Genomic DNA, 15552 nt, shown 5'->3' with positions numbered 1-15552 from the left:
GATATCTTAGTAAACATAAGCAATAGGAATTGACTACGTGCCATTTTTACTGAAAAAAGTGATTTCCTAACTTGCATTTTATTTATAATTATTATAAACTGTATTTATTGTTAAATGATAATGATGATAATTTAGAAAGACAACTTGTTGTAGCAACCAAGGGAGGAACCATAATGGAAGGTCGTATTGGACGCATTAAAGCACAACTTCATGATGCTAGTTATAAATTAACACCACAGCGGGAAGCCACTGTTCGCGTTTTACTGGAAAATGAAAAAGATCATTTAAGTGCCGAGGAAGTTTTCTTGCGTGTGAAAGATATTGCGCCTGACACTGGCCTTGCAACCGTTTATAGAACGTTGGAACTTTTAACTGAATTACGCGTGGTTGATAAAATTAATTTTGGTGACGGTGTCTCTCGATATGACTTGAGACAAGAAGGAGCCAAACATTTCCATCATCATTTAGTATGTTTAGAGTGCGGGTCTGTGGAAGAAATTCAAGAAGACTTATTAGAAGATGTGGAGAAAATCGTCGAATCGAAGTGGAATTTTCTTGTTAAAGATCATCGCCTGACTTTCCAAGGTATTTGCGCAGATTGCAGACAAAAAACTAAAAAAGAATAATACAAAAGTTTGGGATAATTTATCTCAAACTTTTTTTATGATTAAAAAAAGATGGACTGAATTGCGCGAAAAGTATTATAAGTCTTTTTCTATTAATTAAACGTTTTCAGTGGGAGTGTAACATGGTAGAATAGGATTTGTGGAGGAAACGCTTATGAATGATTTAATAGAAGATTTTTTACATTTTTTAATTGTAGAGAGAGGTTTATCCGCGAATACAATCAAAGCTTATGAACGAGATTTACGCTATTTTGTTTCTTATATGGATGTAGCGAAGGGATTAACAGATCCGAATACACTTGAACGAAGCGATATAGTTGGTTTTATGGCATTTGCAAGACAAGAAGGGAAATCACCAAGAAGTGTGGCGCGCTATATTGCTTCACTACGATCTTTCTTTCATTATTTAATGCACGATGGGAAAATGTCACATGACCCAATGATTCAAATTGAAACGCCGAAGCAAGCGCAAGGATTACCAAAAGTTTTAAACCTAGATGATGTGGAGAAATTACTTAGTTCCTCTGATACGAGTACACCACTTGGATTAAGGGACCAAGCAATGATGGAAATTTTATATGCGACAGGGCTTCGTGTAACGGAACTTGTCAGCCTGAAAATGGACGATTTACATCTTCATATGGGTTTTATTCAAACGATTGGTAAAGGAGATAAAGAAAGAATTATCCCGCTTGGAAAAACGGCAACAACTGTGTTAGAGAAGTATTTAGAGGAAGCGAGACCGAAACTTCGTAGACCAAAATACCGAAATGATTTTGTGTTTTTAAATCATCACGGTCAAGGACTCACAAGACAAGGTTTCTGGAAAATTTTAAAAGGTATTGCGAAAGAATCTGGCATTGAAAAGCCGATTACACCGCACACTTTGCGTCATTCATTCGCCACTCATTTACTTGAAAATGGGGCTGATTTAAGGTCGGTTCAAGAACTCCTTGGTCACGCCGATATCTCCACTACACAAATTTATACACACGTAACAAAGCTGCGGTTGAAAGATGTCTACAAACAATTCCACCCGCGCGCTTAAAAAATATAGTTGAAAAGGATGAGTAAATATGCCAGATAAATTTAAACGAGTACATGTAATTGTAATGGATTCAGTTGGTATTGGAGAAGCACCAGATGCTGCTAAATTTGGTGATTTTGATGTAGATACATTTGGACATATTGCCAAACACGTCGGCGGACTAAAAATGCCTGAAATGGGCAAATTAGGTCTATCGAATATTCGAGAAATAGACGGAATTAAAAAAGCAGAAAAACCACTTGCTTACTATACAAAAATGCAAGAAGCTTCAAATGGTAAAGATACAATGACTGGTCACTGGGAAATCATGGGCCTATACATTGACACGCCTTTCCGCGTATTCCCAGATGGATTTCCGGATGATTTAATCAACCAAATTGAAGAAAAAACAGGACGTAAAGTAATTGGAAATAAACCAGCGAGCGGAACAGAAATTATGGCTGAACTTGGAGAAGAGCATGTGAAAACAGGTGCGCTTATTGTTTACACTTCAGCTGACTCCGTTTTACAAATTGCAGCACATGAAGATGTCGTACCTTTGGAAGAATTATATGAAATCTGTGAATTCTGCCGTGAAATTACACTAGATGACCCGTACATGCTTGGTCGTATTATCGCTCGTCCATTTGTCGGCGAACCAGGTGCGTTTGTTAGAACGCCAAATCGTCATGACTATGCGCTAAAACCATTTAAACCAACTGTAATGGATGCTTTAAAAGATGGCGGTAAAGACGTGATTGCCATTGGTAAAATTTCTGATATTTTTGATGGTGAAGGTGTTACGGAATCTATCCGTACGAAATCAAATATGGACGGAATGGATCAATTTATCGCTGTGTTAGATAAAGATTTTAACGGTATGAGTTTCTTGAATTTAGTAGACTTTGATGCACTCTTCGGACATCGTCGTGATCCACAAGGTTATGCAGATGCGCTCGTTGATTTTGACGGTCGTTTAGTAGAAGTAATGGAAAAACTAACAGATGATGATCTATTAATTATTACAGCTGATCACGGAAATGACCCAACATACTCTGGCACAGACCACACACGTGAGTTTGTACCATTACTTGTATACTCACCACGCTTCAAAAATGGTGGTTCAGAATTAGAATTACGCAAAACATTTGCCGATCTGGGCGCAACAGTTGCGGATAATTTTGAAGTGAAAATGCCTGAATATGGAACAAGTTTCTTAAAAGACTTGAAATAGGAAAAGGGAGGAACAAAAATGAGTTTAGAAAAAGTAAATGAAGCAGTTGCGAAAATTAGAGAAAGTTACAATGGTACACCAAAAATTGGTTTGATTCTTGGTTCAGGTCTAGGTGTGCTTGCGGATGAAGTAAACAATCCGACAAAACTTTCTTATAGCGAAATCCCACATTTTCCTGTTTCGACAGTAGAAGGACATGCTGGCCAATTTGTTTTTGGTGAGTTGGAAAATAAAGAAGTTGTTGCAATGCAAGGACGTTTCCACTTTTATGAAGGCTATTCAATGCAAGATGTTACTTTCCCAGTTCGTGTGATGAAAGAACTTGGTGTAGAAGTACTTGTTGTGACGAATGCGGCAGGTGGCGTAAATGAATTATATTCTGCTGGAGACTTAATGTTGATTTCTGATCACATTAACTTTACTGGAACGAACCCGCTTATTGGACCAAATGATGAGCATTTTGGACCGCGTTTCCCAGATATGTCCGAGGCGTATAATTTAGCTCTACGTGTGGATGCTAGACTTATTGCTCAAGAACTTAATTTGACTATCCGTGAAGGTGTTTATGCTGGATTTAGCGGTCCAACTTATGAAACACCTGCTGAAATTCAAATGATGCGTACACTTGGAGCAGATGCAGTTGGGATGTCCACTGTACCGGAAGTAATCATTGCGAACCATGCTGGATTACGAGTGCTAGGTATTTCTTGTATTACCAATATGGCAGCCGGCATTCTGGATCAACCACTTTCTCATACGGAAGTTATTGAAACAACAGATCAAGTTCGCAGCACGTTTTTACAATATGTAAAAGCCATTGTTGCTAAAATTTCTTAAAATAATCGGTAGCTAATCTCAGCCCAAATTTGTTATTTTCTGAAGCAAGGAGATAATAGATTTGGGCTGAGTTTTTTACGTATTTGATAATATTTTCAGATAGTTATTGTCGCTCGGCTTCTTAGTGTGCTACTATATAAAAGAACTTTTAAAAATCTATAATGTAAAGGTGGGATTGGCGTGACGTTTGAACGGCTTGGAACAATGAATGTAAATGCAGAAGGACATCTCGAAATTGGAGGGGTGGACACTTTAAAGCTTACTGAAAAATATGGTACGCCGCTGTACGTTTATGATGTAGCGCTAATCCGTGACCGAGCAAGAGGATTTAAGAAAACATTCGAGGAGCTAGGCGTAAAAGCACAGGTAGCTTATGCGAGTAAAGCATTTTCTGCAGTAGCGATTTATCAGCTGATGGCCGAAGAAGGCTTATCGCTCGATGTTGTTTCAGGCGGAGAACTTTATACGGCAATAAAAGCAAATTTCCCTCCAGAAAGAATTCATTTTCACGGAAATAATAAAAGTGCAGAAGAAATACATATGGCGCTTGACTATGGCATCGGTTGTTTTGTTATCGATAATTATTATGAAATTAGTTTATTAGAAGAGATATTAATAGAACGAAATGAAAAAGCTTCGGTTTTAATTCGCGTGACGCCGGGGATAGAAGCTCATACACATGACTATATTTTAACAGGCCAAGATGATTCGAAATTTGGATTTGGACTTACAAATGGACAAGCTGAAAAAGCGATTAAACAAGTACTTCATGCAAGTGCATCCTTTGATTTAATTGGTCTTCACTGTCATATTGGGTCGCAAATTTTTGAAACAACTGGTTTTAAATTAGCGGCTCGTCGTATTATGGATAAATTAGTTGAATGGCACCAAACGCTAGGATTTGATTCCAAAGTACTTAATCTTGGTGGTGGTTTCGGTGTACGCTATACGGCGGAAGACGAACCACTTGAACCTGGCGAATACGTACGTCAAATTATGGATGAAGTGCGAGATGTGGCTAATAGTAACGATATTGACATTCCTGAAATTTGGATTGAGCCGGGTCGTTCGCTTGTTGGTGAAGCAGGAACAACACTTTATAAAGTTGGTTCACGTAAAGAAGTTCCGGGAATTCGGAATTATATTGCGGTGGATGGTGGCATGTCTGATAATATCCGTCCAGCGTTATATGATGCCCATTACGATGCTGTTCTTGCGGCAAACCCAGAGAAAGTTGCAGAAGAAACAGTGGCTATCGCAGGGAAATGTTGTGAGTCTGGTGATATGTTAATATGGGATTTACCACTACCGAAATCAAACGCCGGTGAAGTGTTGGCGGTATTTTGTACAGGAGCCTATGGATATGCGATGGCAAGTAATTATAACCGTATCCCAAGACCACCAGTTGTTTTTGTGGAAAACGGAATCGATAAATTAATCGTTGCCCGCGAAACATATGAAAATTTAGTGCAAAATGATCTTTCATTATAGTAGGGCGGGACAAATATGGTAGAAATGAATTTTAAAGTGGACGCATTTGAAGGACCGCTTGACTTACTTCTTCATTTAATTGGACAACTAGAAGTCGATATTTATGACATCCCCATGGCTGAAATTACGGACCAATACATGGAATTTGTTCATACAATGCAAGAAATGGAATTAGATGTTGCCAGCGAATATTTAGTGATGGCAGCAACTTTACTGGCAATCAAAAGTAAAATGCTCCTTCCAAAACAAGAACTGGAAATCGACTATGATACACTAGAAGAGGAAGAGGATCCTCGTGACGCTTTAGTTGAAAAACTAATGGAATACAAACGCTTTAAAGAAGCCGCCAAAGAACTAAAAGAAAAAGAGGCGGAACGGAGCTTTTATTTCAGTAAACCACCAATGGACTTAGCAGAATATGATGACGGGACAAAAGTAGCGGAACTCGATGTATCATTAAACGATATGTTAAGCGCTTTTAACAAAATGTTGCGACGTAAAAAGTTAAATAAACCATTGCATACACGAATTACTACGCAGGAAATCTCTATTGATGAAAGAATGGATTCTGTTTTAGGGAAATTACATCAACAAGTCAATCACCGCTTACGATTTGATGAGCTATTTGAAGAACAAACGAAAGAACAACTTGTCGTTACATTTTTAGCTTTGCTAGAATTAATGAAACGAAAATTGGTCGAAGTAGAACAAGCAGAAAGTTTTGCGGATTTATATGTGCAAGGTAAAGGGGAAGAACTATCGTGAACAGAGAAGAACAATTAGGCATATTAGAGAGTTTGCTTTTTGCAGCAGGCGATGCGGGACTTTCAACGGAACAATTAACTGAAGTCATGGAAATCACGCATATTGAAGCGCTCAATTTATTAGAGCTTTTAAGTGAACGATACAATGGAAGTGCGGATAGAGGACTGATTCTTTTAGAGCTTGCAGGAACTTTTCAATTAGCTACAAAAAAAGCCCATGCGGATTATTTACGTAAACTCGTTGAAGTTCCAAGTAACACTGTTTTGTCGCAAGCATCACTAGAGACTTTAGCGATTATTGCGTATCGTCAACCAGTTACAAGAATGGAAGTCGATGAGGTTCGCGGTGTTCAAACAGATGGTCCAATCAGAACCCTAGTAGCCAAAGGACTTGTAACAGATAAAGGTCGTGTGGACGGAGCTGGCCGAGCAAAACTTTACGTTACTACAAGTGAATTTTTAGATGCATTTGGCCTGAATTCTCTAGAGGATTTACCAAAACTTGCTGATCCAGCGGCAGAAGAACCAGATCAGAATGAAATGGACCTGTTTTTTGACCGGTTTAACCAAAGTAAAGAACAGGAGGAGGAATAAGAATGGAACGTTTACAAAAAGTGATTGCAAATGCAGGTATTACTTCAAGAAGAAAAGCAGAAAAGCTTATTCAAGAAGGTAAAGTAACAGTGAACGGTAAAGTAGTCACAGAATTAGGTGTGAAAGTTAGCGGTACAGAGCGGATTGAAGTAGAGGGAATTCAACTAACAAAAGAAGAACATCGCTATTTCCTTTTTTATAAGCCAAGAGGAACAGTATCGGCTGTAACGGATGATAAAGGTCGTACAACTGTAGCGGATTATTTTGCAGATATTCCTGAAAGATTATACCCAGTAGGACGACTTGACTATGATACTTCTGGATTATTATTAATGACGAATGATGGAGATTTCGCTAATTTACTAATGCATCCGAAAAATGAAGTTTCCAAAACATATATTGCACGAATTAAAGGTATTCCTGAACGAGAAGTGATTCGTCAGTTAGAACGCGGTGTGGTGATTGATGGTCGCAAAACAGCACCAGCAAAAGTAAAAGTACGTTCGTCTGACAAAGCGAAAGATAAAGCGATTGTAGAAATTACCATTCATGAAGGCAGAAATCGCCAAGTGCGTAAAATGTTTGAGGCGGTTGGTTTTGAAGTACAAAAATTATCAAGAGAAGAATATTCGTTCTTGAATTTACGCGGTTTAAACGCAGGGGAACGCAGAGAATTATCACATCATGAAGTAAAACAATTAAAAACAGAAGCAAGATTTGGTAAAAATAAAAAGTAACTTTTCTTACAAAATATACTTTCTAATAGCGTGTTTTGTGAAAAACATGTATAATTTAAATCGTAGGAAATTTGGTATAGGCAATTGTATGGTTTTTTCGTATGTGGGTACGGAAGATTCCATTTATTTGATTGAATGTAAATGAGAGTTAGGGGATGAGTACTTATGAGTGAACAAGTTAGAGTGCTTGTTGTGGATGATGAGGACCGGATACGCCGCCTTCTTAAGATGTATCTTGAAAGAGAGAACTATCGTATTGAAGAAGCTAGTGATGGTGATCAAGCATTAAGCATGGCGCTAAACAACAATTATGAAGTAATCCTACTTGATTTGATGATGCCTGGTAAAGATGGCATCGAAGTTTGTCGTGAACTGAGAGAGTTTAAATCAACACCAGTTGTCATGTTGACAGCAAAAGGAGAAGAAGCTAACAGAGTACAAGGCTTTGAAGTTGGCGCAGATGATTACATCGTAAAACCATTTAGCCCAAGAGAAGTTGTACTTCGTGTGAAGGCGGTTCTTCGTCGTGCGAAACAATCCTCAGAAGAATCAGCAGGAGGAACACCGGGAGACATTATTACTTTCCCACATTTGAAAATTGATAACGAAGCTCACCGTGTTATTGTCGATGGAAAAGAAATCGGTTTGACACCGAAAGAATATGACTTGCTTTATTATTTAGCTAAATCACCGGATAAAGTATTCGACCGCGAGTCACTTTTAAAAGAAGTGTGGCGTTATGAGTTCTTTGGCGATTTACGAACAATTGATACGCATGTTAAAAGACTTCGTGAAAAACTGCATGATGTATCGGAAGACGCTGCTAGAATGATTGTAACAGTTTGGGGTCTTGGATATAAATTTGAAGTTCCAGAAGATTAATAAAACAGACTAAGATAACGGGCAAAGACGTTTAATCGGCAAGTGTTATGCCGCACGTGCTTTGTTCGTTATTTTTTTGCGAGGACCGAGGTGAGAATAGATGAAGATTTGGAATAGTATTGTTGGCAAAATTTGGAGTACCATTATTCTTTTACTGATAGGGATTTTAGTTATTTCTGGATTTTTAGTTGCAATGATTTATGAAAAAAATAATATTACACGAATAACAAACGAATTAGAGGATAAAACTGCTAGTATCATCACTGTTATGCAAGAAAATAATGAAGTAATCTCTGCTGAAAATAATAATGATTCTGCACTCATACTACTTGATGATACGATGGGCGTCATTATTGAACAAAACGGAAAAAGCGTCTATCAATCGCAGTCGCCAGATACTATTTCTAGTGCATCTGCTAATAAATTAATTCAAGATAAGACATTAGATGAAGCCTTAGAAAAAGATAATAGTGTGACGATGAAATATAATTTTAAAACAGAAAAAAGTTCCTTACCAGTCGAAATTTCCGCGCAGAAGTTTAAGCTTGCGAATGGTGAAACTGGGGTGGTTTACGTTTATCAGTCTTATCATGATATCCTTAAAGTAAACGAAAAAACAATGAGCACCTTAATTGTTTCAGGTATTATTGCGATAGTTATTACGTCTATCTTGTCTTTCGTCTTTTCTTCTCGAATGGCTTTTCCGCTTCGTGAAATGAAAAAAATTGCGATTGCTGTTTCTAAAGGGAATTTTGACAACCGGGTACCGACTTATACGCATGATGAAATTGGCGAACTTGGGGTAGCTTTTAACGATATGGCAAAACAATTGAAATATAATGTTAGCGCCCTTAGACAAGAAAAAGAACAGCTATCCAATATTTTAGTTGGGATGGCTGATGGTGTTATTAAGTTTAGTGTGGATAAAACAATCATTCTTAGTAACCCGCCGGCAGAAGAATTTTTACATAATTGGTTCTTCTCGCCTGAAAATACCGAAAAAGTACTCATTCCAGTAGCTTTAAATGAATTGTTAAATGATACGCTAGAAAAGAAAGAATCTCAAGTTGGCGAAATCACTTTTGCAGATCATACGTATGTAGCGATTTTAACGTTGCTCTATACGGGGGAACATGTGCGCAGTATTGTTGCGGTAATTCGGGATATGACAGAAGAAAAACAACTTGAAAAAATGAAAAGTGATTTTGTTAATAACGTCTCGCATGAGCTTAGAACACCGATTTCGATGTTACAAGGTTATAGTGAAGCGATTATTGACGGGGTTGCTCAGTCGGATGAAGAAGTGCGGGAGTTTGCGCAAATTATTTATGATGAATCCCTTCGTATTGGACGCTTGGTGAACGATATGTTGGATCTTGCTAGAATGGAAGCTGGATTTAATCAAATGGATAATCAAAAATTACCGCTCGCTCCATTGCTACGAAAAGTTATTTCTAATTTTGATGTACTTGCAAAAGAGAATTTTGTGGAATTAGGGTTAGAATTAGAAACACCAGACTTAGAATATTCTTTTGATCCGGACCGGATGGAGCAAGTATTAATTAATTTAATTATGAACGCTATTCGTCATACTGGAAAAGAAGGCTATGATGGAAAAGTAATTTTAAAACAAACCATTGATGAGGCTAGGAGCAATCTTGTAATCACAGTATCTGACAACGGTAGCGGGATTGCGGAAGAAGACATCCCATATCTGTTTGAGCGTTTTTATAAAGTGGATAAAGCAAGAAAACGCGGAAAAGCAGTTGGGACAGGTATTGGTCTTGCAATCGTTAAAAATATTGTAGAAGCACATAATGGGAAAATTTCGGTTGAAAGCGAATTAGGTAAAGGATCTGATTTTATTATCACTTTGCCTCTCTATAAATAGATTGGAGCGAAAAACATGGAAAAAAGACAAACAAAATTTTGTAAAGAATCACTAGTAATTAAAACGAGCCGGGTTTTCCCGTCAGACACGAATAATCATAATACCCTTTTTGGTGGTAGATTGATGACTTATATTGATGATACGGCTTCTATCAGCGCCTCTCGTCATTGTCGTACGGAAATTGTCACTGCATCGACAGACTCAGTGGATTTCCTAAAACCGATTAAAAATGATCACTCTGTTTGCTTAGAGTCTTATGTAGCTTCAACGGGCAGAAGTTCAATGGAAATCTTCGTTAAAATTATTGCGGAGAATTTGAAAACAGGAGAACGTTACTTAGCGGCGACATCCTTTTTAACATTTGTGGCGTTGGATGCTGATGGTAAAACTGTAGAAGTACCACTCGTTGAACCAGAAACAGAAGAACAAAAAAGAATCCACGCGGGCGCCGAGGCAAGAAGTATTGCGCGCAAAATCCGTTTGAAAGAAAACCAATCATTAGCGGAATCATTATCAACAGATATTCCGTGGTGAACAAATAAAACCAGCTAATTAGCTGGTTTTTATTTTATTTGGATAGAAAGCGCTTACGTGAAAAAACGTACAAAAGGGCTTGCCAAAAATTTTTTTCATGGTAAAATGAAAATTGTAAGAAAATATTCGTTCATCTTCGGGGCAGGGTGCAATTCCCGACCGGTGGTTAAAGTCCACGATCTGCTTTTTAGCAGTTGACTCTGGTGTAATTCCAGGACCGACAGTATAGTCTGGATGGGAGAAGATGTTGGCAGACCTTTTCGTTTGTCTTCACGAGCATGTGTTAGCAAGCTGTGATGCTTATTTGAGTATCCTGTGCTTGTTTATTCATTCACAAACTCTCCCTCAACTCTTTTTAGTTGAGGTTTTTTATTTGCTTGGGTTGCATTCGTTAAGCGACGTCACTCGCTTCTTGGTGAACATCAAGGGAGAAATGACAATGAAGAATTATTCAATGAAGGTTTTTGTAAGTGTGGCGGTTCTTGGTACTTTAGCATTTATTTTAATGATGCTACAATTTCCGCTACTACCGAGTGCACCATTTTTAAAGCTTGATTTCAGTGATATTCCAGCTTTGATTGGTGGCTTATTATTCGGACCACTCGCAGTGATTTTAGTAGAACTAATCAAAAATGTGCTACTTTACATTGTGTCAGGCAGTCCAGTTGGGGTTCCGATTGGAGAAATATCCAATTTTATTAATGGTATTGTTTATGTATTACCGATTTATTATTTATTTCACTGGTTTCGTTCAACAAAAGGAATGGTGCTTTCGACAGCAATTGGAACGTTAGTAATGACAGTCGTCATGTCGATATTTAATTATTTCATTTTATTACCATTTTACATTAAACTTGGTGGACTTCCGGCGGATACTGATGTTGCTTGGTTAGTCACATACGCGATTATACCATTCAGTTTATTAAAAGGTGTCATCGTCAGTGCTGTATTCTTACTGCTCTACTCTAGATTGAAAAAATGGATTGCTAAAAATCAAACAATAAAAGAACGGCGCAAATTTGAAAAAAGACAACAAGAAACAAGCCATTAAATATAAAAATCCGGTAGCCTCTAAATGGGCTGCCGGATTTTTTTAATGAAATGGGCCATCGGAAACTTTGATAGAAAGTGAAGGACAAGCGAATTCAGCGTCAATCACCATTTCGACCAAATCTTCAGGAATTTCTTTTGTTCCAGTGTTATCATCTAATATATTAAAGGCAAGACCTTCTGTATCGTAATCAAAAACATCGGGTGCATGAATGGAACAAGCGCCACAAGCAATACAAGTGTCTTTTTCAACAAGACAATACTTCAATTTTCTACGCTTCCTTTCTAAAATAACTATTTGCAGCCAGATTTTTTCTTTTTCTATTGTAACATATTTTGAAAAAGTTTTTTTCGGAAAAACTAATGTAGAACAAGTGTTTCTGTGTTATGATTGTGATACAAAAAAGGTGGTGGACGAGTCTTGGATAAGCTGGATAACTATATTATGACGATTTTAGAAAAAAGTATTACACCTAGAAAATTACCATTTTTACATACTGTTTTAGCTGGAAGAAGAACTGGACAAGCTGTTCAAGATATCCATCTTTTTCAAATGCAACATTTATTTGGGTTAGTGCCTAATTTAAAAGCCAACTATTTAGAGAGCCGCCTTTCAGATTTAGTGCGCCGAGGCAGCATTGTTTCAACTGAAAATGGCTATGTGATTCAAGAACAACAAGTGGCCTCTTTTGCAACTGACTATCCGGATTTTCTAGGTTTTACATTTCAGCGGCAAGCATTTGCCTTCTTTGCCCATTTGCGACTCGCTGTTCAAGTTGTTAGCAACATCCATCACCACGAAAGTTATTATTTACCTGTCATTCGTGATAAAAAGATTCAACAATTTATTAAGCATTGGTTGAAGTCACAAGATAAATCAAGTTTAGCAGATGCGTTATACGAGGAACTTTTTGCATGGATGGAAAAATTAGCAGTTGCTCGGCCAGCGTTTATTGTGGAGCGGTTTTCGGGTGGAGAATTAATGGGCTATACGACAGAACAAATTGCCACAAAGTATCAAGTAGAGAAGTGGGATGTTTATTTTGAAGTGCTACACGAGATTCACCGTTTGCTTTCTGTAATGAAAAAGAAACCAGAAGAATGGCCGATTTTAGTTAGTCTTGTGCCGGATGAATTAGCCGGACTAACTAGTTCTGCAATGCAAACTTATTCACTTTGGCAGAATGGCGCGGATCTAGAAGCAATTGAGCGAATTCGGAATTTGAAAATGAGTACTATTCATGATCATTTTGTGGAAATCCGAGCTACTTTGAAAGAAGCGGACGTTCCTAATTTACCAGAAGAGGAAGTCATCCAAACGATTAATACAAAGAAATGGAATTTACTACGTGAAATAAAAGCAGAATTTCCAGATTTAGATTATTATCAAATTCGGTTAGCGGTTGTTAGTAGGGAGGGCGAGCGGTGAATTTAGAACAGGAATTAAAAGAATATCTTGGATTTGATGCGTTTCGCCCTGGTCAAAAAGAAGTAATTGAAACAGCTTTGGCCAAACGGAATTGTTTCGCCATGTTACCTACTGGAACGGGAAAAACCATTTGTTATCAATTAGCCGGCCATTTGATGGAGGGGTTAGTTTTGATTGTTTCACCGCTACTTTCCCTCATGCAAGACCAAATGGAGCGAATGCGTGCTCACGGAGAAAAGCGAGTGGCGGCACTGAATAGCTTTTTAAAACGAGAAGAAAAAAGCCAAATCCTTGCGAACATTCATTTATATAAATTTATTTTTTTATCACCAGAAATGCTAAATAATGAAGCTGTGAAGAATCTATTATTAAAACAAAAAATCAGTTTGTTTGTTATAGATGAAGCACATTGTATTTCGCAGTGGGGCCATGATTTTCGACCTGATTATTTAATGTTAGGTCAATTTATTAAAGAGGCTAATTTCCCAGTGACTATGGTGCTTACTGCTACGGCGACGAAGAAGGTTAGGGTGGACATTTTAACGCAACTGCACTTAACGGATTGTGAGCAAATCATTTATTCGGTGAATCGGCCGAATATTTCTTTACAAGTGGAGAAATTTTCTAGCCAGCAGCTGAAGAAAGAACGTTTATATGAGCTTGTACGCAAACTGCAAACGCCGGGAATTATTTATTTTTCCAGTAAAAAATTAGCAGAAAGTATAGCGCATGAATTAAGCGAAATTGCCGAATTGAGGGTCGCTTATTATCACGGTGATATGGACACGGAAGATAGGATTATTATTCAGCAACAATTTGTATATGGACAGTTGGATATTATATGCGCCACTAGCGCTTTTGGGATGGGAATAGATAAAGCAGATATTCGTTTTGTGATTCATTATCATATGCCAGCTGATTTGGAAGCTTATTTGCAAGAAATTGGTCGAGCTGGGCGCGACGGCAAGGATAGTGTTGCGATTTTACTTTATGCGAATGGAGATGAATTCATTCAAATGCAGTTAGCAGATCAAGACATACCAGACGCCAATTTAATGAACTTGACGAATGAGCAACGGAAAACATTGCCGGAAACAGAGCAGCGTTTCATTGAGTATTACCAACGAAGCGGTTTAAGTACGAAAGAATTGACCGCCAAAATGAATTATCGCAAAAAATGGAAACGAGCTAATTTACAACAATTTATCGGCTACCTTCATACAGAAGACTGCCGTCGCAATTACATTTTGCGCTACTTTGAAGAAACGCCAATAGAAGCCACACCAGAAAATTGTTGTGACTTGGATGGGGCAGAAATAACCTATTTTGAGAAACGAGAAAAAATACAGCTGAAAGAAATTCCAACATGGGAAGCCTATCTATCCTATTTACTCCAGTAGTTGTATTGTTACGAAATTCGACAAAAAGTAGCTAATTTCACATTTTTTGTGAAAAAAAGACTTGTTTAATAGTGAAAAAATTGTTATTATTTTGTTCAGTAATCTGTATAAAATCAAGCTAGATTCTATGCCAGAAGTACTAAATTAGAATGATTCTTGCTTTTTTTTCTAAAAAAGCAGTTTAAGTGTTGTTGTAAGTTGCGTTTATGGTTATAATTATTTCAAAGGTATTTCATTTATTAACATCATATGTAACACTTCTCTGTGCCAATAATAGTGCATAGGATAAGTTAGCAAGCACTAAAGGAGGAACTTTGAGTGGTAAAAACAAGAAAAGAAAAACGGGAATACGAAGAACCGGCTGATTATGACATGAATTCTGAAGGTCAAGATGAATTCAATAATGAACCGCCGATGTTATCCCGTTCTGATAGCAGAAAAGGAAAAAAGAAAACCATTTTTAGATACCCATTACTTAATTTATTGATAGTTTTTTTCCTATTAATTCCAATCGTTATCGTGATTGTCTTTGTGACAGTACAAAATATGGGTTCATCAAACGAAGTGAAAACAGACACAGAATCAACCGTAAATGTATCTGACAACACACAATCTAAAGAAGACAAAGAAAAAGCAAAAAAAGCCGCTGAAGAAAAAGCTGCTGCTGAAAAGGCTGCGGAAGAGAAGAAAGCTGCAGAAGCAAAAGCAGAAGCAGATAAGAAAAAACAAGAAGAAGACGCAGTTAAAGCAGCAAATGAAAGAAAAGAAAAAGAAGCTGCAGAAGAAAAAGCCGCTGCAGAGAAAGCTGCTGCCGACAAAGCAGCCGCTGAAAAAGCTGCACAACAAAAAGCAAATGAATCCACTCAGAAAAAAGCTGGAGGATCTCATACTGTAAAAGCTGGCGATACCCTTTATAGCATTGCTCGTTCTGCATATGGACAAGCGGGGGCAGCTGCCGGAGTAGAAAAAATTAAACAAGCCAATGGACTGGGAAGTAATAATGTTCCAGTTGGCACAGTTCTAACAATTCCACAGTAATAAACAACACTGAATGGG

16 protein-coding genes and 1 riboswitch are annotated in these 15552 nt (G+C 37.7%); of the genes, 15 read left to right on the top strand and 1 reads right to left on the bottom strand.

What is annotated here, in order from left to right:
* The first annotated feature begins 173 nt into the window (after nt 1–173).
* The 12 genes from fur (at nt 174) to AB2Q86_RS10355 (ending at nt 11668) form a co-directional block, all read left to right on the top strand.
* Nucleotides 174–626, top strand: a complete 453-nt coding sequence (gene fur / locus AB2Q86_RS10410) for a ferric iron uptake transcriptional regulator (protein WP_012581050.1) — start codon at nt 174–176, stop codon at nt 624–626.
* Nucleotides 627–780: 154 nt separating this feature from the next.
* Entirely contained in the window at nt 781–1674 is an 894-nt protein-coding gene (gene xerD, locus AB2Q86_RS10405; protein WP_003728776.1) for a site-specific tyrosine recombinase XerD, read from the top strand.
* 28 nt (nt 1675–1702) lie between these two features.
* Entirely contained in the window at nt 1703–2887 is a 1185-nt protein-coding gene (gene deoB, locus AB2Q86_RS10400; protein ID WP_012581051.1) for a phosphopentomutase, read from the top strand.
* Between the two features lie 18 nt (nt 2888–2905).
* Nucleotides 2906–3724: a purine-nucleoside phosphorylase gene (locus AB2Q86_RS10395; protein ID WP_003725941.1), complete on the top strand. Its 819-nt coding sequence runs from the start codon at nt 2906–2908 to the stop codon at nt 3722–3724.
* A 180-nt stretch (nt 3725–3904) separates the two neighbouring features.
* On the top strand, nt 3905–5215 hold the full coding sequence (gene lysA, locus AB2Q86_RS10390) for a diaminopimelate decarboxylase (protein WP_012581052.1): 1311 nt from the start codon (nt 3905–3907) through the stop codon (nt 5213–5215).
* Nucleotides 5216–5230: 15 nt separating this feature from the next.
* Nucleotides 5231–5980 (top strand): segregation/condensation protein A, encoded by a 750-nt coding sequence (locus AB2Q86_RS10385; protein WP_003728773.1) that lies wholly within the window; start codon nt 5231–5233, stop codon nt 5978–5980.
* Nucleotides 5977–6573: an SMC-Scp complex subunit ScpB gene (gene scpB / locus AB2Q86_RS10380; RefSeq protein WP_003728772.1), complete on the top strand. Its 597-nt coding sequence runs from the start codon at nt 5977–5979 to the stop codon at nt 6571–6573. Before AB2Q86_RS10385 ends, scpB begins: the two co-directional genes overlap by 4 nt.
* 2 nt (nt 6574–6575) lie before the next feature.
* Nucleotides 6576–7310, top strand: a complete 735-nt coding sequence (locus tag AB2Q86_RS10375) for a pseudouridine synthase (RefSeq protein ID WP_003728771.1) — start codon at nt 6576–6578, stop codon at nt 7308–7310.
* A 165-nt stretch (nt 7311–7475) separates the two neighbouring features.
* Nucleotides 7476–8192 carry a response regulator transcription factor gene (locus AB2Q86_RS10370; RefSeq protein WP_003723595.1) on the top strand — a complete coding sequence of 239 codons (717 nt, stop codon included), beginning with the start codon at nt 7476–7478 and terminating at the stop codon, nt 8190–8192.
* 100 nt (nt 8193–8292) lie between these two features.
* On the top strand, nt 8293–10083 hold the full coding sequence (locus AB2Q86_RS10365; RefSeq protein ID WP_003728770.1) for an ATP-binding protein: 1791 nt from the start codon (nt 8293–8295) through the stop codon (nt 10081–10083).
* A gap of 15 nt (nt 10084–10098) precedes the next feature.
* Nucleotides 10099–10617, top strand: coding sequence for an acyl-CoA thioesterase (locus tag AB2Q86_RS10360; protein ID WP_003728769.1), 519 nt, complete (start codon nt 10099–10101; stop codon nt 10615–10617).
* Between the two features lie 128 nt (nt 10618–10745).
* Nucleotides 10746–10867: riboswitch (FMN riboswitch) on the top strand.
* A 189-nt stretch (nt 10868–11056) separates the two neighbouring features.
* On the top strand, nt 11057–11668 hold the full coding sequence (locus tag AB2Q86_RS10355; protein ID WP_012581053.1) for an ECF transporter S component: 612 nt from the start codon (nt 11057–11059) through the stop codon (nt 11666–11668).
* Nucleotides 11669–11710: 42 nt separating this feature from the next.
* Here the strand turns inward: AB2Q86_RS10355 and AB2Q86_RS10350 are convergent, their stop codons facing one another.
* A complete protein-coding gene (locus AB2Q86_RS10350; RefSeq protein ID WP_012581054.1) occupies nt 11711–11935 on the bottom strand; it encodes a ferredoxin in 225 nt (74 codons plus the stop codon).
* 153 nt (nt 11936–12088) lie between these two features.
* On the opposite strand from AB2Q86_RS10350, the gene AB2Q86_RS10345 reads away from it, so the two are divergent.
* The 3 genes from AB2Q86_RS10345 (at nt 12089) to AB2Q86_RS10335 (ending at nt 15534) form a co-directional block, all read left to right on the top strand.
* Nucleotides 12089–13096 (top strand): helix-turn-helix domain-containing protein, encoded by a 1008-nt coding sequence (locus tag AB2Q86_RS10345; protein WP_012581055.1) that lies wholly within the window; start codon nt 12089–12091, stop codon nt 13094–13096.
* Nucleotides 13093–14496, top strand: coding sequence for an ATP-dependent DNA helicase RecQ (locus AB2Q86_RS10340; RefSeq protein WP_012581056.1), 1404 nt, complete (start codon nt 13093–13095; stop codon nt 14494–14496). Before AB2Q86_RS10345 ends, AB2Q86_RS10340 begins: the two co-directional genes overlap by 4 nt.
* Nucleotides 14497–14814: 318 nt before the next feature.
* Nucleotides 14815–15534: a LysM peptidoglycan-binding domain-containing protein gene (locus AB2Q86_RS10335; protein WP_003728764.1), complete on the top strand. Its 720-nt coding sequence runs from the start codon at nt 14815–14817 to the stop codon at nt 15532–15534.
* The last annotated feature ends 18 nt before the right edge of the window (nt 15535–15552 follow it).

The organism is Listeria monocytogenes (assembly GCF_041765605.1).
Lineage (GTDB): Bacteria > Bacillota > Bacilli > Lactobacillales > Listeriaceae > Listeria > Listeria monocytogenes_D.
Note: the sequence above shows the minus strand (reverse complement) of the source record. Positions and strands in the feature narration are given on the sequence as shown.